This is a genomic window from Streptomyces sp. NBC_00322, assembly GCF_036147535.1.
Lineage (GTDB): Bacteria > Actinomycetota > Actinomycetes > Streptomycetales > Streptomycetaceae > Streptomyces.
In genome coordinates this window covers 2516065-2539120 of the sequence record NZ_CP108019.1, presented here as the reverse complement: position 1 = coordinate 2539120, position 23056 = coordinate 2516065, and the positions used below count along the sequence as shown (strand labels likewise).

Annotated in this window: 19 protein-coding genes and 1 pseudogene; 15 read left to right on the top strand and 5 right to left on the bottom strand. The window is 64.5% G+C overall.

Features of this window, described 5'->3' with window-relative positions:
- Window positions 1-51 precede the first annotated feature (51 nt).
- Window positions 52-1197: a site-specific integrase gene (locus OG905_RS11400; RefSeq protein WP_328667621.1), complete on the bottom strand. Its 1146-nt coding sequence runs from the start codon at window positions 1195-1197 to the stop codon at window positions 52-54.
- Between the two features lie 103 nt (window positions 1198-1300).
- Between OG905_RS11400 and OG905_RS11395 the strand changes: the two genes are divergently transcribed.
- From OG905_RS11395 to OG905_RS11380, 4 genes are all read left to right on the top strand, one after another.
- Window positions 1301-1825, top strand: a complete 525-nt coding sequence (locus tag OG905_RS11395; protein WP_328682171.1) for a helix-turn-helix transcriptional regulator — start codon at window positions 1301-1303, stop codon at window positions 1823-1825.
- Window positions 1826-1965: 140 nt separating this feature from the next.
- Entirely contained in the window at window positions 1966-2553 is a 588-nt protein-coding gene (locus OG905_RS11390; RefSeq protein ID WP_328667620.1) for a hypothetical protein, read from the top strand.
- Between the two features lie 23 nt (window positions 2554-2576).
- Window positions 2577-4292: a DNA polymerase gene (locus OG905_RS11385; RefSeq protein ID WP_328667619.1), complete on the top strand. Its 1716-nt coding sequence runs from the start codon at window positions 2577-2579 to the stop codon at window positions 4290-4292.
- 577 nt (window positions 4293-4869) lie between these two features.
- Entirely contained in the window at window positions 4870-5358 is a 489-nt protein-coding gene (locus tag OG905_RS11380) for a hypothetical protein (RefSeq protein ID WP_328667618.1), read from the top strand.
- On the opposite strand, the pseudogene OG905_RS11375 reads toward OG905_RS11380, so the two are convergent.
- A pseudogene (locus OG905_RS11375) lies at window positions 5351-6551 on the bottom strand (IS110 family transposase). The gene OG905_RS11380 and the pseudogene OG905_RS11375 overlap by 8 nt on opposite strands.
- A gap of 912 nt (window positions 6552-7463) precedes the next feature.
- On the opposite strand from OG905_RS11375, the gene OG905_RS11370 reads away from it, so the two are divergent.
- Window positions 7464-8135 carry an HAD family hydrolase gene (locus tag OG905_RS11370; RefSeq protein ID WP_328667617.1) on the top strand — a complete coding sequence of 224 codons (672 nt, stop codon included), beginning with the start codon at window positions 7464-7466 and terminating at the stop codon, window positions 8133-8135.
- Window positions 8132-9007: an NAD(P)-dependent oxidoreductase gene (locus OG905_RS11365; RefSeq protein ID WP_328667616.1), complete on the top strand. Its 876-nt coding sequence runs from the start codon at window positions 8132-8134 to the stop codon at window positions 9005-9007. The genes OG905_RS11370 and OG905_RS11365 overlap by 4 nt, the downstream gene beginning before the upstream one ends.
- Before the next feature lie 27 nt (window positions 9008-9034).
- On the opposite strand, the gene OG905_RS11360 is transcribed toward OG905_RS11365, so the two are convergent.
- Window positions 9035-9583: a guanylate kinase gene (locus OG905_RS11360; protein ID WP_328667615.1), complete on the bottom strand. Its 549-nt coding sequence runs from the start codon at window positions 9581-9583 to the stop codon at window positions 9035-9037.
- The gene (locus tag OG905_RS11355; RefSeq protein ID WP_328667614.1) at window positions 9583-10620 is read right to left on the bottom strand and encodes an AAA family ATPase; all 1038 of its coding nucleotides are present in this window, start codon (window positions 10618-10620) and stop codon (window positions 9583-9585) included. Before OG905_RS11355 ends, OG905_RS11360 begins: the two co-directional genes overlap by 1 nt.
- A 190-nt stretch (window positions 10621-10810) precedes the next feature.
- Here OG905_RS11355 and OG905_RS11350 point away from each other — a divergent pair, with 190 nt between their 5' ends.
- The 6 genes from OG905_RS11350 to OG905_RS11325 are packed head-to-tail and all read left to right on the top strand — an operon-like array spanning window position 10811 to window position 16730.
- A complete protein-coding gene (locus tag OG905_RS11350; RefSeq protein ID WP_328667613.1) occupies window positions 10811-11488 on the top strand; it encodes a class I SAM-dependent methyltransferase in 678 nt (225 codons plus the stop codon).
- Window positions 11485-12801: a N,N-dimethylformamidase beta subunit family domain-containing protein gene (locus OG905_RS11345; RefSeq protein ID WP_328667612.1), complete on the top strand. Its 1317-nt coding sequence runs from the start codon at window positions 11485-11487 to the stop codon at window positions 12799-12801. The genes OG905_RS11350 and OG905_RS11345 overlap by 4 nt, the downstream gene beginning before the upstream one ends.
- A 13-nt stretch (window positions 12802-12814) precedes the next feature.
- Window positions 12815-13957, top strand: a complete 1143-nt coding sequence (locus OG905_RS11340; protein WP_328667611.1) for a glycosyltransferase family protein — start codon at window positions 12815-12817, stop codon at window positions 13955-13957.
- 6 nt (window positions 13958-13963) lie between these two features.
- A complete protein-coding gene (locus OG905_RS11335; RefSeq protein WP_328667610.1) occupies window positions 13964-15559 on the top strand; it encodes a hypothetical protein in 1596 nt (531 codons plus the stop codon).
- Complete coding sequence (locus tag OG905_RS11330; protein WP_328667609.1) at window positions 15511-16065, top strand: FkbM family methyltransferase; 555 nt, start codon at window positions 15511-15513, stop codon at window positions 16063-16065. Before OG905_RS11335 ends, OG905_RS11330 begins: the two co-directional genes overlap by 49 nt.
- 26 nt (window positions 16066-16091) lie before the next feature.
- Complete coding sequence (locus OG905_RS11325; protein ID WP_328667608.1) at window positions 16092-16730, top strand: histidine phosphatase family protein; 639 nt, start codon at window positions 16092-16094, stop codon at window positions 16728-16730.
- Between the two features lie 32 nt (window positions 16731-16762).
- Here OG905_RS11325 and metG read toward each other — a convergent pair whose 3' ends face one another.
- Entirely contained in the window at window positions 16763-18481 is a 1719-nt protein-coding gene (metG, locus tag OG905_RS11320; protein ID WP_328667607.1) for a methionine--tRNA ligase, read from the bottom strand.
- A gap of 335 nt (window positions 18482-18816) precedes the next feature.
- On the opposite strand from metG, the gene OG905_RS11315 reads away from it, so the two are divergent.
- From OG905_RS11315 to OG905_RS11305, 3 genes are all read left to right on the top strand, one after another.
- Window positions 18817-20112, top strand: a complete 1296-nt coding sequence (locus tag OG905_RS11315; RefSeq protein ID WP_443043924.1) for a nucleotide sugar dehydrogenase — start codon at window positions 18817-18819, stop codon at window positions 20110-20112.
- Window positions 20113-20123: 11 nt separating this feature from the next.
- The gene (locus tag OG905_RS11310; RefSeq protein WP_328667605.1) at window positions 20124-21083 is read left to right on the top strand and encodes an NAD-dependent epimerase/dehydratase family protein; all 960 of its coding nucleotides are present in this window, start codon (window positions 20124-20126) and stop codon (window positions 21081-21083) included.
- A 345-nt stretch (window positions 21084-21428) separates the two neighbouring features.
- Window positions 21429-22961: a PD-(D/E)XK nuclease family protein gene (locus OG905_RS11305; protein WP_328667604.1), complete on the top strand. Its 1533-nt coding sequence runs from the start codon at window positions 21429-21431 to the stop codon at window positions 22959-22961.
- Window positions 22962-23056 lie beyond the last annotated feature (95 nt).

The window sequence follows — 23056 nt, the reverse complement described above, 5'->3', positions numbered from 1 at the left end:
GACCAGGCATTTCGCGTTCGGTAGAGGGGGCTGGGACACGTCCAGGACACGCTAGATGCTGATGTCCTTGAGGGCGTCCTGCACCGCGTCACGCGTGGTGTCCTCGACCTCCTCGAACAGGTGAGTGTAGACGTCCAGGGTCACCGAAGGCTTGGCGTGGCCCAATCGCCGCTGCACCGTCTTGACCGACTCCCTGTGGAGGATCAGCAGCGAGGCGTAGTAGTGCCGCAAGTCGTGGGCGGATGTGCCGGGCGGCACCCGCAGCTTCGAGCCGTCCTTCTCTAGCTTGGCGTCGGCCCGCTTGACCGTGTTGGACCACACCCGCGACCAGCCGCCCCCGTTGATGGCACGGCCGTTGGCGTTGGCGAAGACCAGAAGCGCCGTACGCCTGTGAGGCTTCCTGGGATCGGTCCGGTCGTCCAGGACCACCGCAGTGGGTGGGAAACGCCGCAGATGCTCGCTCAGGGCCTCTACGACCGTCTTAGCGAGCGGTACCACCCGGTACGACTGGTCGGTCTTGGGCTGCCCTATGTACGGGTCTCCCTTGTCGAGTCGTACCGCCTGCTGCCTCACGTGGACTTCACCGACATCGAGATCCAGGTGCTGCCTCTCCAGGCCGACCAGCTCACCGTGACGCAGACCTGAACCGGCAGCGAGTAGCACCATCGCCCGGTAGCGGGAAGGTGCCGAGGCGATCAGGGCGGCCACCACTTCGGTCGGCGGCGGGGTGGGCTCCTTGCGCTTCACGCTGGGCGCGGGGATGCCGTCACACGGGTTCTTGGTGATCAGGTCGTTGTGTACGGCGTAGGTCAGTACCGCCTTCAACCGGCCGTACACGATGGCGACCGTCGAATCGGCCAGCACCTTCCGCCGGTCCTTGATCCACAGTTGGAGGTCGCCGCGCTTGAGACCGCCCACCGCACGGTCGCCCAGGTACGGCAGCACATGCAGTTCGAGCTGACGCCTGGCCCCCTCGGCGGTGCTCGGGCGGTGCTCGGCACTTTGCAGCCAGTCCTCGGCCACGGCGCGGAGGAGTGTCTTACGGGCGTCGGGGTCTATGTACTGGCCGCGCTCCAGCTCGTGGGTCGTCTTCGCCGCGAACTTGTCCGCATCTCCCTTGAGAGTGAAGGACTTACGGCGTTCCCTACGGCTCTCGTCACGCCAGCGCACGGCGTAGCGCTTACCGGTGCCGTGCACTGCCGATTTATACAACTCACCATTTTTGACTGGGTGTTCGGTGCAGGGTTCCGCGTTTTCCCTCTGGGGACTCCGAGAATGCCAGCGGTCCTCGGTGGTGGCCATGATCTTTCCTACTTGCAGGCCCCCCAGGATTTGTGTGTCCAGCGTACTGCTGACCGGGCTGGATGGGCTTCAACCCCCTCGCGAACGACGGCGAGAATCTTCTCGGATATCCCCTGTAGTGCATTGCACACCACTGAATCCGAAGGAAAATGGCGATGCGGCAACGGAATCCGAAGGAAGTCGCTTCGCATTGATGTACCAGGGGTTACCAGCAGCTCACGAACAGCGATTTCAGGGCCCCTTCTTTTCTCGCAGCTCTTTGCGATCCGGCGAACATCGGCGGTGTCCGGAGCGAGTCCGGCCAATCGGGACCCCAAAAGGAGTGGAGCAAGCAATGGACCGATACCTGACCCCCGGCGACTTGGCGAAGCGCTATGGCGTGCCTGTCGGCACCGTCTATGACTGGAATTCCCAGCGAACTGGCCCCCGTTACATCCGCGTTGGGCGCCACGTCCGCTACGTGCCCGCCGATGTAGCGAGTTGGGAAGAGTCGCGGTACGCCGACCACCGAGACGCTGCCTGACATCAAGTGCGCGCCAGCTCGCAGTTTGACCTTGAGACGCAACACAAACCGCAAGCGAAAGCCCACGAAACGCAACGAGGGCGCTGCCCTGGCAAGCAACGCCCTCGTATCTAACCTTTTCCGACCCTAAGGAGAGTCTAATGCCTGATGCCACCGACGGCGTTCCCGTCGATCCGTTTGATCTTGACGCACTGAGGTCGGAATCGCTCCAGCATCTCGATGTGGAGAAGACCCTCACAACAGTGCCGGTCCGCCGACCGAAGCGCGGCGAATTCTTCCGCGTGCACCCCAGTGACGACTATGTCATCGACTCGTACATCATCGAGCGGGAAGACGGCATGGACCGCGTCGTCTACTGGGTGGCGCCCAGTATGCGGGACGAGCTATTCGGCGACATGCGCAAGGTCCGCCTGTACACCTGCATCACGAAGCGCGGCACGGTGTTCCTCTGGCCAGTCAAACTTCCGTTGTCCGACAGCCCCAACTCAGGCCGGGCGTGGCAACAGTCAGCCCTGGAAGCGGCTGAAGCGGCCAAAACGCTATGGGTAAAGATGACCGGTAACCGGGAACTGGGAGCCTACGAAATCTTCATGGCCAGGGGCGACCTTGGCGAGCCCCAGTGGCCCGACAAGACCTTCCGGGAGCTTATCGGGATCGCGTTCAAGGGCGACCGGATCATCGACTCGCTCGACCACCCGGTGATCCGTGAGCTGAACGGCGAACTCTGATGTACGGCCTCCCCTTCAAGGAGGTGTGGCTGCTCGACTTCGAGTTCATCTCGGAGCCGGGCAGTCGCCCCGTGCCCGTATGCATGGTGGCGAAGGAACTGATTTCGGGGAGGCTGCTACGACTGTGGCGGGACGATCTACCCACCACTCCGCCCTTCGACACGGGCCCGAATTCGCTGTTCGTCGCCTACATGGCGGCAGCCGAAATCAGCTGCTTCCTCGAACTGGGCTGGCCCGTGCCGGAGCGCGTTCTCGACCTGTACGTGGAGTTCCGCGCCAAGACCAATGGCCAGACTCTGTCTGAGGGAAGGGGCCTCCTGGGCGCGCTCAGTTACCACGGGATCACTGGCATAACGTCGGACGAGAAGCACGACGGCCGCGCCCTGGTTATGCGCGGCGGGCCGTGGACGGACCCTGAACGTCGTCAGATTCTCGACTACTGCCAGACCGACGTGGACGCGCTCGCCCCCCTGCTGGAGCGCATGCTCCCCAACATCATGGCCTCCCCGGCGGGATTGGGACAGGCGCTGCTGCGGGGCCGCTACATGGCCGCTGTGGCCCGGATGGAACGCACCGGTGTCCCGATCGACGTTCCCGCACTCAGTGGGATCCGGGCCGGCTGGCAGGACATCAAACTCGACCTGATTAAGGACATCGACAGGGACTTCGGGATTTACGAGGGGACGACCTTCAAGGCGGGCCTGTTCGCTGACTGGTTGCACGAGCAGGGCATCGACTGGCCCCGTACACCTACGGGGCGGCTCAAGCTGGACCAGGACACGTTCCGCGACATGGCCAAAACTTACCCGGAGCTGGGGCCCATTAAGGAACTTCGCCACGCCCTGGGCGAGATGCGGCTCGAAAAACTGGCGGTCGGCCCGGATGGCAGGAACCGGGCATCACTGTTCCCGTTCGGGGCCAAGACAGGGAGAAACACCCCCAGCAACAACGGGTTCATCTTCGGGCCGAGCGTTTGGCTACGGGGTCTGATCCGGCCTGTGCAGGGGCAGGCGATCGCCTACGTGGACTGGTCGTCCCAAGAAGTTGCTATCGCTGCGGCCTTGTCGGGAGATGCCGCGCTTCTCGACGCTATCGCCACAGGGGACCCTTACCTGGCGTTCGCCAAGCGGGCAGGGCTGGCACCGCCGGAGGCTACTAAGGAGACCCACGGCCGAATCAGGGACGTATGTAAAACCTGTGTGCTGGGGATCAACTACGGGATGGGAGCAAAGAGCCTCGCCTACCGGACCGGCATCAGCGTGATCGAGGCCGAACGGATTCTGCGGGCCCTCGCAACCACGTTCCCGGTGTTCTGGGAGTGGTCCGACCATGTCGTCGACATCGGAATACTGACGGGGCACCTTGCCACCGTCTACGGGTGGCCGCTCCTGGTTGCCGAGTCGGCGAGGAGCACGTCCCTCCGCAACTACCCGATGCAGGGGAACGGCGCGGAGATGCTGCGGATCGCCTGCTGCCTGGCGACCGAGCGAGGAATCAATGTGTGTGCGCCCGTACATGACGCCCTGCTTATCGAGTCGTCGGAATGTGACATAGAGGAGGCCGTCGCAAACACTCGCGCGGCCATGGCCGAGGCATCGCGGGCTGTTCTGTCCGGCCTTGAGGTCGGGACGGATGTGGAGTCAATCGTCCGATGGCCGGGGCGCTATTCGGATCCTCGCGGAAAACCGATGTGGGACCGCGTCAGCAGATTGCTGGAGCACCGGGGGTGCAAGGGGTAGCAGAGGTGCGGCTGCTGACGGGGTGCAAGGGGTGGAGATGGGGTGTGAGGGGGCCGAGGCGTTGAAGGGGTGAGAGGGATATCGGGGGTACTAAAAGAAACAAGCACGCCTCCCGGCGCGACAGAATAAAGAAAAGCACAAACAGGACTGTCAACGCAAGACCTGTTGGAAACTGCTGCTGGAACGAGGACGGATGACGAACACCCCACGATGGCTCAGCCAGTTCGTCGCCGAGGACTGGACGGAGAACGACACCATCGACTCTGCCGAGGAAATCTCCAAAGCACACGGCCGCACTGGGAAAGAATCGCTGTGCGTCCGGAGGCCGCCCGGTCGTCGTCCTGTGGTGCCCTTACCGAGGTCACGTATGGCATTGGACGACGATGGCGCCAAGCCGTTGTCCTGCCTTGCCGTCGAACGCACAAAAATCCCCAGTCAAAAAGTCGGAGGGGGCACCCGGGGGGACCCCAATTTTGATGTGCGACCCCCCCTCCCGTGCCTGCCGGGGGGGTGCCCCTATGGGTTTGGTCAAGGAAATCGGTCTGCGTCGTGAGGGTGTGGCGGGCAGGATGGCGGGGTGGCTGATCTGCTGTGGGATGACGTCAAGAGTTTCTTCGACCCTGATCTGATGGGGTCGTTGCCGGACGTGCTTGTTCCCGAGACCTCGATGGAGGATTGGCAGGCGGCCCTCGATCTCGTCGGCGCGAGCGGCTGGATGTGCCAGTACTCCGAAGGCGAGACGGTGCTCCCGGTGCCTCGGGCGGGGGCAGTGCTGTCTCGCCCGGCTGACGCCGAGTGCCCGGAGCTGCGGGTCTGGCCGACTGCCGATGTGTTGGCGATCTTCCGTTTCTATTCGGTGGAGGAGATCGACTTCGATGTTGATCTGCGGGAACTCCAGGGCCAGGAGCGACTCGACATGTTCTGCGGCTTCCTCACCGCGATCGGGCGGCGGTTGGGCAAGCCGGTGGTGATGTATTCCGAGGGCGGCGCTCACAGTCATCCGGTTATCGGGTTCGATGTTGAGAGCGATCAGGTGGTTCTGTTGGCGGAACCGCTGGTCAGATGACCGCTGTTGGCCGCGGTTCGTAGAAGGTGCCGTCACGGAGCATCGCGAAGAGCACGTCGGCCCGGCGTCTTGCGAGGCAGAGCAGGGCCTGGGTGTAGTGCTTACCCTGGGCGATTTTCTTGTCGTAGTAGGTCCGGGATGCGGGGTCAGCGAGGGCGGCGAACGTGGCGAGGAAGAATGCCCGTTTGAGCTGCTTGTTTCCTCGCCGGGAGGGCTGTTCGCCGCGGATCGACGAGCCTGAGTTCCTGGTTGCCGGGGCGAGTCCGGCGTAGGCGGCGAGGTGGCCTGCGGTGGGGAAGGTGCTGCCGTCGCCGACCTCGATGAGGATCCTGGCTCCTGTCCTGACGCCGATTCCCGGCATGGACGTCAGGACTTTGGAAAGAGGGTGTGCCTCCAGCAGCTCCTCGATCCGTCGGGCCAGCAGCTTGCGCTGGTCAAGGACTGCGGTCAGCGAAGCGGCCAGGCTCGGGACGATCAGCGCGGCCGCCTCGGTCCCCGGAACGGTGACGGTCTGCTCGTCCAGGGCGGTGAAGATGTCCTCGACCAAACGCTCGGCCATCCTCGGAGCCTTCGGCCGCAGCAGGGTGACCAGCCGTCGGCGGCCGGCCTTGCGGAATCTGGGCCGGTGACCCGAACCGTTCCAGCAGGGCCAGGACGGCAGGGTGCTGCAACCGCGGCCCCAGCACCCGCTCTAACGAGGGATGGATCTGGGTCAGCAGGCCGTGAAGCCGGTCGGCGATTCGGGTGGCCTCGCCGGCCAGGTCGTCTTCGAAGCCTACGATCATCTCGAGTTCGGCGATCGTCTCGTCCTCGCCGTCGATGGCTCGCAAGGTGTGGGGCATCGCGCGGGCGGCGTCGGCAATGATGAAGGCGTCCTTCGCGTCGGTCTTGGCCTCGCCCGGGTAGAGGTCGGCGATCCGTCGCATCGTCAGACCTGGCAGATAGGCGACCGGGCAGCCCATGTCCCGGGCCACTGCCAGCGGCAGAGCACCGATCGAGGCCGGCTGGTCGACGACGACCAGCACCGTTCCGTGCTTGGCCTTCAGCTTGGCGAACAGCTCGCGGAGCTTGGGCTCGGTGTTGGGCAGCCGTTTGTCGAAGGCCTTCTTCCCGGCCGGTGTGACGGCGGTGGCGTGGTGTTCGCCCTTGCCGACGTCCAGGCCGAGGAAGACGTCGATGTCGCCGGTGTCGATCACGTGCAGGCCCCTCCGGTCACGCTTTCGTCCGGCCTGCCACGGCACCGAGCTGCCACACCGCCTACGTCTATACGCGTGTTGCCCAAGGCAACGGAGCCTATGACTTGCAGCGCAAACGACGACGAGACGCATCCCTGCCAAAACAGTGGACGTGGCAAAAGGAATCCCTTGACGCTGCACATGGTGTAATAGCTATACACACATTGGGGTGGGCAGGGTGGGTGGCGTAGGACATGGTGTACTGAGGTAATCCCAGCACCCGCCTGCATGGTGGCCGACGGTATGCACGGTTGATGGACCTAGTGCGCAGTGAAGGTTCGCATGTGTGTTGGCTTTGTAGTGCTAGCATTGACATGACGTTGCATTACAATGATCGTTGGTCTTGGACAATTGATCATTTGTTTCCTGTCAGTCAGTATCCTGAGCACCGCCTAGAGCTGTGGAACGCACGTGAAGCACACCGTGCATGCAACAGCAGTCGTGGCAATGGCACTAAGGAATCCGTTATTAACCCTGGTGCCCTGGGAGTCACACGCTCGTTTTGGTCCCATACCGGGGCAAGTAGGGTCCCACATATAGGGGCTAGTAGGGTCCCGTATTGGGGATGGAATAACTATGAAGGGCGGGCCCCCCGGGGGGTGGGGGTCGGCACAAAACAATTTCGGCCGGATGACCCCGCACTCCATTCCGCTTCTCTCCCTATGCAAAATTCCGCATACGTATGCACAGACTTCGCCGCATTGCATCTCCAACGCCCAGTCAGGACAGAATCGCTGTCCGCCCCGACCGGTGGCGTGCGCGGATCGATGCTGCCACCCCGCAGGGCCTGACCAGGACCTGGACTGTTACTGGTTCTGCCCTCACCATCCCGCCCCCCTCCTTGCTCCGTGGTATCGGTAATCTCGCTCCGTGAACCCGTTGGTGCTCTTCGATCTCGACAACACGCTGGTGGACCGGAAGCTCACGCTCGTCGAGTGGGCAGCCTCGTTTCGCGAGCGCCATGGCCTCGACGCCGCAGCCGAGTCCTGGCTGTTCGCGCTGCTCGCGGACCGTGCTACCCCAGCTCACTTCGCAGAAGTTCGCGACCGATTCGGCCTCCCCGAATCCACCGACGCCCTGTGGAACAGGTACTGCGCGGACATCGCAGCTGCCGTCACCTGCCCACCCGATGTCCTGGCCGGGCTCGAGGAACTGCGCGCGGCCGGATGGCGAATCGGAGTCGCCACGAACGGTGCCACAGACATCCAACGGGCCAAGCTGCGTACCACAGGGATCGCGGACCGCGTGGACGCCGTGTGCATCTCCGAAGAAGCCGGGGCACGCAAACCCGAACCGGTCATGTTCCATGAGGCGATCCGACGCTGCACCAACAAGCACGATCACCACGGCATCGACGGCTGGATGGTGGGCGACAATCCCGTCAACGACATCGGCGGAGGCCGGGCCTCGGGTCTTTGTACGGTGTGGGTCAGCCGCGGTCTCGCCTGGCCGGACAATCTGCCTGGGCCCGACCATCACGTCCCGGACGCCCGTTCCGCGATTGATCTACTGGCCGCCCTCGGCCGGGCGAGCGTTGTATGACCAGGGCCAGCACGACAGTGGGCATCGTGCACCCTGGCAGCATGGGCGCTGCCGTCGCCGGGCAACTCCGCCGACACGGGGTGAACGTGCTCTGGAACCCCGTCGGCCGTAGCCGCGCCACTGTCGAGCGCGCAAAGGCGCATGGGCTGGAGGCCGTCGATGGTCTCTCCACCCTGTTGGCGCGCGTCGACCTCGTGATCGCCCTGTGTCCTCCGGCCGCGGCCGAGGACATTGCACGCCAGGTCGCAGCACATGGTTTCGCAGAGAAGATCTACGTCGACGCGAATGCCATTGCCCCGCAGCGTGTCCGGCGCATAGCCCAGCTTCTGCCGGATTCGATCGTGGTCGACGCCGCTGTCGTGGGCTCACCGCCGGTCGGCGGAAAGCATCCGAAGCTCTATGTCTCCGGCTCGTCCCATGGCCTTGCCTCCATCGAGGATCTCTTTGCCACAACTGACGTACGTGTCTTGTCCCTCGGCAAGGAGATCGGCAGGGCCTCGGCGCTCAAGCTCGCCTATACCAGCTATCAGAAGGCCTCCCGCGTCCTGGCCGCCGTCGCCTACGGCTTGGCCGACGCCAACGGGGTCGCCGACGAACTCCTCGACCTCGCCGGCCAGCGCACCAGGAGCTACCTGACGGAGCCGGACTACATCCCCAAGACTGCCGCCCGAGCCTGGCGGTGGGCTCCTGAACTGGAGGATGCCGCCGACCTGCTCGCCGAATCGGGTCTGCCGGATCGCTTCATGCGGGAGACGGCCGCGGTCCTCCGCCGCTGGGATGACGTTCGTGACCGGCCCCTTTCTGTCACGCAGGCTCTGGAGCTGTTGAGCGCCGCAGAAACTGACGGTCCCGAAGGCACGGTGGAGGAGTAGCTGCGTCTTTGCGACGAATGCTGTCTGTCACGCTGACGCGAGCACGAGGCGATTAATTTCCGCTGCTGCGTCCGTCGGCGAGGTGACTTCGGTATCCACACGCAGGTGCCACGATTGACGGTAGGCGGCGAGATCCTGCTCCGTCGCATCCCAGGCGTCGAGCCGGGCTTCCGTATCGCGATCGCCTCGGCCTTGGGAGCGCACAGCTGTGGCGTCCCGGGAGCACCACAAGAGCACTGTCGCCCAGGATGCGGGGTGTTGGGTGGCGACGGCCTCGATACCTGCTACCTGGCCGAGGTGCAGGATTGGGATCCGCCCGCCCTTCATCGCCTGCCCGAGGCCTGGCCGGTCGACGACGTATGTGTTGCCGTACCGGTCGTTGCGGTAGATGACGTCTCCGCGTGCCTCCAACTCTGCCAGCTGATCGCGCGTACTCATCCGGTAGCCCGCTGACTTCCCGCTGCCGACCTTGAGCCGACTGAAGGGGACGTAGCGCGCGTTGAGTCGGGTGAGGGCAACAGTGACAGTGTCTTTGCCGGCAGCCGGCGGTCCGTAAAGCAGAATTCCGTGGCTCATCAGAACACCGCTCCAAACACCTGACGTACCTGATCGGTGAGCGAGATGGCCGCGCCCAACCGGTTGTCCACCACCATGTGGGGCATGGCGGGCCGCAGCTCAGGGTCAATGGTCGTCGCGTACTCATCCCAGTGCTGAAGTTTCCAGCTGTCGCGGGCCGCGGACCGGAAGCTGATGTACTCGTGCATGGTCTCCAGATCGCATCTGATCCAGACGATGGCGACGCTGACGCCTCGTGCCTCGCACCGGTTAGTCAACCGTTGCATCCAGCGGACGTCCTGTACCTCTGAGACGAACGGTGCAGTCAGCACTGTGCTGATGGAGCAGTCAACGTTCGCGTAGGCAGTCTCGAGCAGGCACTGATATTCCAGGGGCCGCACCTGATCACGGTAGAGCTCGGACTGCCGGTCATTCGGCTCACTGCCCATCTCGACCAAGAGCCGCTCGACCAGTGGACGGGTAATGGGGTCCTTGTCGAGGACAGGCCACCCTGTGAGCTGGGAGATGAATCGCGAGAACTCCGACTTCCCGCTTCCTGCGAAACCGCCAACGATGAGCAGCGTGGGCCGATTCGGATCCCCGCCTGTGTGCCGCCGCTTCCATGCATCGATGATCCGCTGATGCACTCCGTGGTCGTCAGAGGAGTCAGTCCCGGGCGTGATCTGTGAGAGAGCGCGCTCGACAGCAAGTACGTGGGCCCCGTTGCGCGACTCGCTGGATGGCGTGAGGTTCAGGTGTGTGGCCTCGTCGGGCAAGGGGTGGCGGAATCCGAGCTCGGGTTCCGTCCCGCGATACATGAGGCAGTACGCGCGCCGATAGTGGGGCCCGGGGTACACCTCGCCCTGCTCGTGCTGCCACAGCGTCTGGAAGTTCGCAGCAGGCGCGGTGATGCCCGCCCTTTCTGCCACTTCCCGCAACCGCTCGCCGGCACGCTCGAGTGTCAGCCCGTGTGCCTCGCGCACCTCACGGAGCTTGTCTGGGCGCCATCCCGCACGGCTCCTGCCCACGTCTCCTACCGCCTGCCCATCCCTCAACATGATCGGGACCCTAAGTCTGCCCCGTGCGAGGTCGTGTGTAAGCGGATGTTGAAAAGTGGGGTCGCCCGGCGATGAACAGCATCGCTAGCTCGCAGTGATACCCGGATGACTTGTGTCCGGATGTCATGGACCCAATCCCGATGGACACCAACTGGCGTTCCAGGGCTACCGGTTCACGAAGGGGTTCTGCATGCACGGCACCAGAGAGTCGCACGGCGAGGCAGCTGATTGGTCAGAGCGTCAGATCGCGTACTACCGGGCACGGGCCACCGAATACGACACCACGTATGCCGACCGGATGCACATGCCCCTGCTCACGAAGATCCTCGACGAGCTGCCGATCAGCGGCGACGTCCTGGAGTTGGCGTGCGGTACGGGCCAGTGGACCCAGCTGCTTTCCAACCGCGCGAGCACCTTGACGGCGCTGGATGCCGCGCCGGAGATGCTGGATGTCGCCCGCGGCCGAATGAGGGGCACGGCGACTCGCTTCATCGAGTCGGACATCTTCAGCTGGGAGCCGGACCGCCAGTACGACACGGTCTTCTTCGCCTTCTGGCTCAGCCATGTGCCGCCGGCGGAGTTGGCAGCCTTCTGGGACTTGCTGAGGCGGGCACTGGCCCCTGGTGGTTGCGCGGTGTTCCTCGACGACTCCCATGCGAAGGCGGAGATCGAAGAGCTGGTCGTCCAGGCGCAGGTGCCAACTGTGCGCCGCAGACTCTCCGACGGATCTCAGCACCTCGCCGTCAAGGTCCTTCACGACGCTGCCGGTCTCACCAGGCGGTTGTACGACCTGGGATGGGAATCCCACATCGAGCAGGTCGATCCGTACCACTTCGGCGGCATCGCGCGACCCAGGGAGCGCGCGTGACCAGCATCAACGGCTATCCCGCCCGACCGAGCGTCCGCGCCGGCGAAGTAATCCGACTACATGTCGCCACATCGGCCCCTCGGTTCTACGTCGACTTCTACCGCTGGGGGGCATCTCCCCAGCACGCAGGGCACGTCGAATGGCCCGGACGTGCCGCTGATCCCGGAGAGTTCGACAGGGACTGGCAGTGGCCCGCCTACGAGTTCCCCGTCCCACGTGACTGGACGTCGGGGGTCTACGTCGCGGTCCTGAGCACGGAGCCCACGTCCGGCACCCCACCGATGGATTCTCGCGAGGCCCGAATGCTGCTGGTCGTCACACCGGCCGCGCCCTCGGGCCGCAAGGTCCTCTATAAGATCCCGACCTTCACCTACCACGCCTACAACACGGCGGGTGGAGGCTGCCTCTACAGCGCCTCCCGCGTGACATTCCGCCGCCCCGGAGGCGGTGTCGGAGGCCCGGTCAAGGGGCTGCCAGACTCGTACGACCCGACGTCTCCGCGGCAGACGTTCGCGCACTGGGACGCCCCCTTCATCTCATGGATGGAGGAGAACGGGTTGGAGGGCGACTACTGCACCGACCTGGATCTCCACGAAGGCCGCCTCCTGGGCGACGGGTATCGGCTTCTCGTGTCCGCCGCGCACGACGAGTACTGGAGCGCCCAGACCCGTCGGAACATCACCACCTTCCGCGACGCTGGCGGCAACCTGGCCAACTTCGGTGCCAACACCTGCTGGTGGCGCGTGAAAGTCGACCTGGACAACGCCGCGCTCGACTGCGCAAAGTTCCCCCCCGGAGCCTCCGCCGGAACCGATCCGGACAGCTCGTACGGCTGCCCGGACCACTGGTGGGAGTCGGAGCCCGAGAACGCCCTGCTCGGCGTGAGCTACCGAAGCGGCGGTGGTCACTGGGACGGCCCGCGCGCACCTCTCGGGTTCACCGTCACGAACTCGGACCACTGGGTGTTCTCCGGCACTGGGTTGAAGACCGGCGACATCTTCGGGCGCGATGGTGCACTGATCGGCTACGAATGCGACGGGGCAGCGTACGAGACGGACGAGCAGGGACGTCCGCGCCCGACGGGCCAGGACGGTACGCCGAAGGACTTCGAGATCCTCGGCGTCGCCCAGCTGCCCACCGACTGGAATTTCGCGGCCCGGGAGCCGATGGCCGGCCCTCGCGCGGCCACCCTCGGCCTGTACACCGCGGCCGGCACAGTCTTCACCGCCGCCACCACTGACTGGGCTCGCCTGCTCGCCACCGATCCCCAGGTCGCGGCCATCACCCGCAACGTCTTCACCCATCTCACCTGACGAAGGGATCGTCGTGTCTGGACTCGCACAGCCGCTCAGCGTGATCATCGGCGTCAACGGCATCGGCATGGGGCACTCCGTCAGACAGAGCGTGATTGCCCAGTACCTCCGCGACCGGGGGCACCAGGTGCGGATCGTCACCAACGGCTCTGCCCGGGTCGAGTACTTCCAGGACCTCGGCTTTCCCGCGTGGGACGGGTGGATGCCGACGCTCCTCGCCCGCGGTGACCGCATACACGCCACCGACGCGGTGCGCGCCAACATCCGGCAGGCGCCCGCGGGTATCGCCCAACACCTGCGCCTGCGCCGGATCATCCGGGATACCGGCGTCCCAGACGTGTTCATCACCGACTACGAGCCCAACACCCCACGCCTCGCCTATCACTTCGGCAAGCCACTGATCTCCGTAGACCAGCAGAGCAAGTACCGGCACCTCAACCTGCCGAGCGTCGGCCGATACGCCCGTACCGCCGACGAGCAGCGGCTGCGCTACTTCGCACCCCACGCCGACCGGTCATTTATCTGCTCCTACGTTCCGCTGGAGGCCGACGACCGGAAGCTGGAGTTCATTGCTCCGGTCGTCCCCGACCTGGTCCGCTCCGCGCTGGTCACTACCGAGCCTGTCGCCACGGCCTACTTCTCGCGCTACTTCGACCACGGTCCGGAGGAGTCCGTCCGCACCCTCGCTGAGGTCTTCCGCCAGTATGTCCCGGACCGCGCCCTGCGTATCTACGCGCAGGCGGCAGAGATCGGCAATCTGCGCCAGTACGCCGATGGCAAGATCGAGATCCGCACCTTCGACCGTGTGGCGTTCATCGCCGACATGGCGCGATCCGAGGCAGTGTTCTCCAACGCCGGCTTCAACCTCATAAGCGAAGCTTTCGTCCTCGGCAAGCCGGTCCACCTCGTGCCGCTGCCCACCTACGACCAGCACTGGTGCGCCAAGGTCGTCCATGAGGCGGAACTCGGCAGCGCGGCGCCACGCATCGACCGCGGAGCGATACTCGACTTCCTCAACCGCAACTGGGAGCTTCGCAACAACGTCGAACGCCACCGCGACCAGCACCTCGTGGCCGACCCTCGGGAGCGCATCGCCTCCCATTTGGAGAGCCTGCCCGCGGCTCGCGGGCGGTCCCTAGTCTCGTCCGCCCGGTAGACGGGCATGGAGATACGTCCGCTGCCTACGTATGCGGACACTGCGGCAACCGCGGTTGCCGTCGTGGTCTGCTACCGCTTCGTCGTCTCTCCGGCGGTACGGGCCCTTGCGCTCCGTCCCTCGGCCCTGCTGGCAACGATCGCGGGTATCGCGCCCACGGTCTTGCTCACCATCCAGCGACCGCCGGGACCAGGTCCGTTCCGCTGGTTCGCGGTCTTCGTGATCGCGCTACTCACTTGGCAGGGCACCACCAGCGACTACGACGTGACACAACCCATTGGACCGCAGCGCCGCGACAAAGGGCTGTTACTGCTCCTCGCGGCCGCCGCGTGTTTCTGGCCTCCGGCCCTGCTGCCGTGGCTAGCCGTGTACTGCGGCAGGCTGCGAGGTTGGAAGCACCACGCGATGATGCCCCTTCGCTTGCTCAAGGCGTATCTCGCCTGGTTCCTCGTAGCGATGCTCTTTGGCGCCTCAGGATCCGCGAGTGGATTGCTGCTGGTGCTCGGCTGCGTCTCACTCTCCCATTACGTCAAGCCGGCCTGGAGCAAGGCCCGCCTGGGGCCACGCCCTTGGTCGTGGGCTTGGCACAACCGCACCCACTACCTCATGGCCTCCGCCTATTCCTGGGGCTGGGCACGCTTCCTGCACGCCGAGACCGTGTCCCGCGTACTGCGCCAGGCGCGCGTCCTCGATCGTCCGGTCAACTTCATCACGATGGCCATCGAGGCTGCCGGACTCCTCGCGTTCCTCGACCGCCGGCTTCTGATCGCAGTGCTGGTGATCACCGCCCTCTTCAACCTCGCCGTAGCAGGCGCTTCCGGCATCCTCTTCTGGGAGAACACCAGCGCCAACGTCGCCCTCGCGATCGCTATCACGCTGCTTCCCAGTGCGGACTACGGCGCGGCGTTCGGCTGGCCCGCCGCGCTGATCGCGCTCGCGGTGCTCCTGCTAAGCGCCACTGATCTGCTGTGGCAGCCCTGGCACCTGGGCTGGTGGGACTCACCCTTCACGGCCCGTATCCACTGGCAGGTGGAGACCGTCTCCGGCGCGAAGCTGGGTCTCTACAACGACTTCATGTGCCCGTACGAGCGCGAGTTCGGCCGCGTCCAGGGCTACTTCCTCACCGACGAACCCGTCCTCCACGGACACCTCGGCATCGTCTGGGACCTGGAGCTACGCGATCGACTCGTCCAGGCAAACGCCGACGGCGACCAGCTGCGCAATCTCAAGGTGACCTACGGCCAAGTGCAGGTCGACGAGGAGCAGGCGCGCGAGCACGTCGGATTCCTGACCACGATGTTCACCCGCCTCAACGCTGGCGCCCCGAAGGGTCCCTTGCCTCGATCGCTGCGCCGCCTCAAAGCCCCAGGCGGCCAGCTCTACCAATGGGGCGATCTTCCTCCCTACCGCGGTGAGGAACCGGTCCGCCGCATCACCATCCGGTACCAGGAGCGCTGCTACCGCCCAGACACCTGCGAGTTCGTCCTGCTCGTCGACCACGCCGTGCAGGAGATCGACCTCCTCGCAGCCACCACTGACCACGGGAGTACCCCATGCGCAAGGTTTTCATCGACTGCGGCACCAACCTCGGAATCGTGCTGAACCGCTTCATCCGCGAGCTGCCGGACCACGACTTCTACGCCTTCGAACCCAACGAGGAGCTGCTCCCCTCCATCCGCCAGGAAGTCGAACGGGCCGCTCACTCTCCCCGCGTCGAGATCTCCAACAGCGCGGTTTGGACCCACGACGGCACTATCGACCTCTTCCTTGGCCACCACGAGAGCTCCACTGTGATGCCCGGCAAGCGAGTGCCGCCGATGTACGACCAACAGATCGACTACGACTCACCCGTCCCCGTACCCGCCACTGACTTCAGTGCCTGGCTACGCCGGACCGTCACCGCGGATGATCACGTCGTTGTGAAGATGGACATCGAGGGCGCCGAGTACCCCGTACTCAGCAAGCTGCTCGCGGACGGGACGATCCGCCTCATTTCCGTCCTCTACATCGAGTGGCACTACGACCGGTTCCCCGCGATGAGCCGAGCGGACCACGAACAGCTCGTCCGTGGAGTATCCGCCCACGTCGACGTCCGCGAGTGGGACTGACCCGAATGGAAGGCGGACGCGAGCTCATGCACTCGAAGCACATCTTCTTGATCAAGCACGGAGAGACAGAAGAAAACCTACGCGGCATCCACCAGGGCCAGGCCGTCGGCGGCACGCTCAGCAACCGTGGGGGGGACGACATCCGCAAGGTCGGCGACAGCCTCGCCGCGGCCGGGATCGTCGTGGACCGGGCGCTTGTCAGTCCCATGTCCCGCTGCCGTGAGTCTGCCGCACTGCTGACAGCCGCGCTCGCTCCTGCCGACGTACGAGTCGACGAGCGCCTGGCGGCAAAGGACAGCGGCCACCTTGGGGGCCGGCCCAGGTCCTTCGCGTCTGCCGAGGCCACCCGTCAAGGTGTGCCGATCCACCAACTCCGCACGCCAGGGGGCGAGTCATCCGAGGATGTCCAGGTCCGCTACATGCGCTTGTGGGACGAAGTTTGCGCCGGGCCGCACCGCACGACCGTCCTCGTCGGGCACGGTGGTGGAATCGCCTGCCTGCTGCTGTGGCTCACGGGCTCAGGCTTCGATTGTTATCTCGAGCACGTGCCTGGATCCGCGTGTGTGACCTGGATCGAGCTCGACGAGGGCGCGCCTCGGATCCGACTGATGAATGTGCCGCCGGCCGATCTACCCGGGCGCCTCGCAGCCCGTACCGCCCGATGAAGGCGAAGGCGGTACGGACGCGAGGGGGGCGGTCAGGCTGCGTCGGCGCCGCCGAAGCGCGCGCGGTAGGACTCGAGGTCCTCCTCCGTGATCTTCGCGAACAGGACCGGCGGGACCGTGAAGGCGGTGCCAGCTGGTACGGCGTCCAGCACCTTCGCCTGCTGAGGCGTGACCCACACCGCGGTGTCATCGGCCAGGGCGAACGCTTCCCGCATGGCCTTCGAGGAGGACGGGATGAAGGGCTCCGAGACGACCGCGTACAGGTGGATGAGGTTCATGGCCGTGCGAAGGGTAAGCGCGGCGGCCTCCGGGTCGGTCTTGATCTCCAGCCAGGGGGCCTTCTCCTCGAGGTAGGAGTTGCCCGCGCTCCACAGCGAGCGCAGCGCGTGCGCGGCCTTGCGGAACTGCAGGGCCTCCATGTGGTCCTCGTACTCGGCCAGCAGACGGGCGATCTCCTCGCCCAGCTTCTGCTCGGCTTCGCCGGCCTCATTACCGGCCGGGACCTCGTCGCCGAACCGCTTGCGGGAGAAGGACAGCACTCGGTTGACGAAGTTGCCGAGGGTGTCGGCCAGGTCCTTGTTCACGGAGGAGGAGAACAGCTCCCAGGTGAACGAGGTGTCGTCGGACTCCGGGGCGTGAGCGATGAGGAAGTAGCGCCAGTAGTCGGCGGGCAGCAGTTCCAGAGCCGCGTCCGTGAAGATGCCGCGCTGCTGGGAGGTAGAGAACTTACCGCCGTAGTAGTTCAGCCAGTTGAAGGCCTTGACGTAGTCGACCTTCTTCCACGGCTCGCGGGTGCCCAGTTCGGTGGCCGGGAACATCACGGTGTGGAAGGGGACGTTGTCTTTGGCCATGAATTCGGTGTACCGGACGTCGTCGGTCTCGTACCACCAGGACTTCCAGTCCCGTGCCGCCGGGTCGAGGTCGGCCCACTCCTTGGTCGCGCCGATGTACTCGATGGGTGCGTCGAACCAGACATAGAAGACCTTGCCCTCGGCTGCCAGCTCGGGCCAGGTATCGGCCGGGACCGGCACGCCCCAATCCAAGTCGCGGGTGATGGCCCGGTCGTTGAGGCCCTCTGTCAGCCACTTGTGCGCGATCGAGGAGGCCAGCGTCGGCCACTCCTTGCTGCCGTTGCCGTCCAGCCATTCCTGGACCTCGTGCTGCAGCTTGGACTGCAGAAGGAAGAGGTGCTTCGTCTCGCGGACCTCCAGCTCACGGCTGCCGCTGATCGCGGACCGCGCGTCGATCAGATCCGTCGGGTCCAGAACACGGGTGCAGTTCTCACACTGGTCGCCGCGGGCCTTGTCGTAGCCACAGTGCGGACATGTACCGACGATGTAGCGGTCCGGGAGGAAGCGTCCGTCTGTCACCGAGTAGACCTGGCGGATCGCCCGCTCCTCGATGAAGCCGTTCTCCTTCAGCTTCCGCGCGAAGTGCTGCGTGATCTCGACGTTCTGCTGGGACGAGCTTCGCCCGAAGTAATCAAAGGACAGACCGAAGCCGTCGTAGATCGCCTTCTGGATATCGTGCTGCTGCGCGCAGAAGTCCGCGACAGGCAGTCCGGCGTCCTTGGCCGCAAGCTCAGCCGGTGTGCCGTGCTCGTCGGTCGCACAGATGTAGAGGACGTCCTGACCGCGCTGGCGGAGGTACCGGGAGTACACATCCGCCGGGAGCATCGACCCGACCATGTTGCCCAGGTGCTTGATCCCGTTGATGTAGGGAAGCGCGCTGGTGATCAGGTGTCGAGCCATCCTCGGATGCTCCATTTCGTACGTTCGGCGCCGATGATCGTGCCTCGGCGGGCCCAAGTCGGGAGGCTGCAGCCGACGCGACCACTCAGGTCGCTCAGTGGCGTCACGCACGGTGACGGATCGGGTTTGCAGGCCGTGGTCATCGTATCGAACCCGGGGAACGCCCCTGCCAGCCGTTTATTGCTTGCCCATGCGCGGGCTGAAATGGCGCTCGGCCGTCCGAGACAGGCGGCCAAGCGAGTCTCGTACGGCCGAGGCAGTCCCCATCTTAGAGCCCCTCTGCGCTGGCAGATCCCCATACATTGCCCCAACCCCACTCCAAAGAGGTGGTCAGCTTGATCAAGAATCCACGGATCCAGCAGCGTCGGGTCGTCGTGGTGGGCCAGGGGTACGTCGGCCTTCCACTCGCGGTCAGGGCCGCCGAAGTCGGACACCGCGTCGTCGGACTCGATGTTGACGCGGAGCGCGTGAAGCGACTCATGCTCGGCGAGTCCTACGTCGAAGACATCCCGGATACACGGCTGGCGCCACTCCTAGCCTCCGGCGCCTACCGCCCGAGCATCGACGTCTCCGACTGCGCGGAATTCGAGATAGGGATTGTCACCGTCCCCACACCACTCCGCGACGGCGTCCCGGACCTGTCTCACGTCGAGGACGCAGCTCGGATGCTCGGCCGCCACCTCCGACCCGGGGCGACCGTCGTCCTGGAATCCACCACGTATCCCGGCACCACAGAGGAACTCTTCGGCCCGCTCCTCGAACGCGCCTCAAGCCTGACCGCCGGCCCCGACTTTCACCTCGGCTACAGCCCCGAACGCATCGACCCCGGCAATGCCGACTGGAAGCTCGAGAACACCCCCAAGGTCATCTCCGGCATCGACACCGCATCCACGGAAGCCGTCCGCCGCTTCTATTCGTCCCTCGTCGACACGACCGTCCCCGTCACCAGTTGCAAGGAAGCCGAACTGACCAAGCTGTTGGAGAACACCTTCCGGCACGTGAACATCGCGCTCGCCAACGAGCTGGCGATCTTCGCCCACGAACTGGACATCGACGTCTGGGCGGCCATCGACGCTGCCTCCACCAAGCCGTTCGGGTTCATGCGCTTCACTCCGGGGCCGGGCGTCGGAGGACACTGCCTGCCCATCGATCCGTCGTACCTGTCTTGGCGCGTCCAACGCACTCTGGGACGCAACTTCCGCTTCGTCGAGCTGGCGAACGACGTCAACAACCACATGCCCGACTATGTGGTCCGCCGCCTCGTCGACGGCCTCAACGAGCGCAAGAAGTCCCTCAACGGATCCCGAATTCTGCTGCTCGGTCTCGCCTACAAAGCCAACACCGGGGACGCCCGCGAGACTCCGGCTGCGCGGATCGCAGAGCTGCTCACAGGCATGGGTGCCGAGGTCCAGGCGGCCGACCCTCACGTCGTTGACGACGCGCACCCCCGTGCCGCGGATCTCGAAACGGTCGAGCGAGTCGAAGTGACCCCCGGGCGCCTCGCGGCCGCTGACGCTGTCGTACTACTCGCCGATCACGACGCCTTCGACTACCCCGCGATCACCGCACACGCTCCGTACATCCTCGACTGCCGCCGCCGACTTGTCGGCGCACACGTCGACTCCCTCTGAAGGGAAGGCCCATGAGAATCGTGATCACCGGTGGCGCCGGATTCATCGGCAGCAACCTCGCTCGAACCCTGTCCGAGCACCCCGAGATCACCCAGATCCGAGTGATCGACAACCTCTCCACCGGTTCCAAGGAGAACCTCTTGGGTCTCGACGTCCACTTCATCGAAGGCGACATCCAGGACGCTGCTCTCCTGGACCAGGCCTTTCACGGAGCGGACGCGATCGTTCACTTGGCTGCCCTGCCATCCGTACCGCGTTCCGTGAAGGATCCCCTGGCTAGCCACCACGCCAACGCGACCGGCACCCTCCAGGTGCTCGAAGCCGCCCGCCGTGCAGGCAACCTGCACGTGATCGCCGCTTCCTCATCTTCGGTCTACGGCGCGAACCCGCGCCTACTGAAACATGAGGACCTCACCACCGCCCCGATGAGCCCGTACGCGGTCACCAAACTCGCCACCGAGGCGTACCTGGGCGCGTACCACCACAGCTACGGTCTGCCGGTTCTGCCCTTCCGCTTCTTCAACGTCTACGGGCCAGGCCAGCGTGCCGACCATCCCTACGCCGCCGTCATCCCGAAGTGGATCAGCGCCACCCTCACTGGCCAGCCCGTCACTGTGCACGGAGACGGCACTCAGGCGAGGGACTTTACGTACGTGGGCACCGCGTGCCGTGTTCTCAAGGATGCCCTTTTGCGTCGCGTTGTCGAACCCCGTCCGGTGAACCTGGCCTTCGGAACCCGCCTGGCCCTCCTGGACCTAATACCTGCGATCGAGGCTGCAACTGGATTCCGCGCTCGCAGGGAGCACATAGCCACGCGTGTCGGCGATGTCCTTCACTCTCAGGCCGACGGTACGCGCCTGCGAGCCCTCTTCCCGACGGCGGAGCCCGTACCGATACGGGAAGGCTTGATGGCAACAGTCGACTGGCTCGGGACCTCGATCGCGGGCGCCCATCGCCAGCGTGTCCACTGAGGTGTCCGGCCGATCATGAGCGGAGCCGCAACGCGAACCTCGACGAGGACTGCGGCGACGCGAACGCCGTACCCGCCGAGCTCCTCAACGCCCGCGCCGCGTAGGGGTAGAGGGGGAGGGCACTACAACCCCCACTACGCCGCACCGATCAGGGAACCCCTGGCAGTGAATCTGCCTGTGGCCACCATGACTTGACCTTTAGACTGGTGAACTCGGTACATCCCACCAAGGGCGATGGGAGCTCAGCGAGTGGCGGCATGGCACCCCACGGCGCGGCTAAGCGGATCTAGGGACGTCTTGAAGGTCAGTGCTACTGACGTCCAAGATCTCCCTAATGGCTGTGGCATGCACGGCGCGATCAAGGTGCGTCCCGACATCAAAGCTGTCGATTGGCGGCGACGTTTTGATAACAGCTACGATTTTACGCTGCGGGTAATCCGTGAGGTCGCGTGCAGGATTCACAACGACCCTCGTATCGACACTTGGGAGGGCCTCTCAGCAGTAGTCCAAGAGAGATGCTCTTACTACTCAATGCACCCTGGGGTGCGTTCCTTTGTTATCCAAGCCGTTGAGAACTACATCGAGGCGCATGAAATCATCGCGGGAGAAGTCGGTGAACTGCGGTTCCTCCTGTTTGATCCGCAAATATCCAAAGGCGACCGAACTCTCACCGCTTGGGCTCCGCTGTACGAAAGCCAAGACGGGATCCGTGAAGTACGTCGTTTTCGATTCGGGAGCGCACTGGATCTCGGCAGCAAGAATGAGCGATGGACCTACACGGCCGCCCACATCGCTGGCGCAATGCGCCCGGGCCACCAAATCACTCGAGTCCGCGTCGTAGAGATTGGGCTCGCCGACGCCTCCATTTCTACCGTCTTCGACGGAAGCCCTGAAGAGGCGCGCCAAGAATACAACGCGATAGCGCTGCCGGAACTAAGAAACGTAGTCGACGCTACGTCGCTGATCCCGGGTCACGCATGCGGAAAATGCAAGATTGCTGGCTCGTGCAGCGGGCTGGAGCGGCTTGATGGTTTCCTGGGGCAGTCGCATTCTGGAATCGCCACTAGATCGGTGAGCGCCAGAGATATCGAAGCGTACGAAAAGTGTCCCGCTCAGTGGTATCTGGCACTGGAATCGAATATCCCCAAGGCTGATGCGTGGGGGCGGGCATCGGAACGCGGTCGATTGGTGCACTGGTGGCTAGCGACTGCACATTCGCGCTCCCAACCATGCGCAATATCCGATCTAGGGGAATACGACGACCCGAACTCCTTCACGTCAACATTGTCGGAGGATGAATACGCGACCATCCGCGACTATTTGGTATCCCACATTACTACTTGCCCTCTCAAAGAGGGTACGCAAGTGATATCAATCGAATCACCAGTCTATGGATACGACGCCACCGCTGACGTTGTCATCGCGAGTAAACCCGACATGATCTTCCTCGACATTGATGGAACGCTGGTCATTCGCGAAATGAAGACGACGCAGGAACTGCCGCAAGACAATGGAGAAGCCTTCGATAGATTTTTCGCAGCCGCTTGGCTCTTAAACCTTTTCAGTAGCGGTTACAGAGGCCCGTACGAGAGTGACACTACTCGACTGGAACTTGAGGTCATTGGCCCTGACAGCAGTCGCGTGTTCACCTGGGGAGTGGCTGACAAGGGCGCGGCCAGAATGGCGCGGGGAGAGGTTCGCCGCCGAGCGGCGGGTTGGCATGGAGATAACACCTGGACAGCTAGACCGGGTAAGCACTGCGACTGGTGCCCGGTGAGGAAGTGGTGTCCCGACCGCCACTCTGGCGAGCAGAGCGATGCAAGCCAGGCTGACTTCGATGAACCGAGCTCTGGATTCACCCCCCAATCGTCTGACTAGCACAACTCCGGAGACGTGTGCACCCGTCGCCCATCACGGCTACGCTTAGCAGGCGTGCCCGCGCATGCGACGACGCGAACAGGACGGCATGGAGG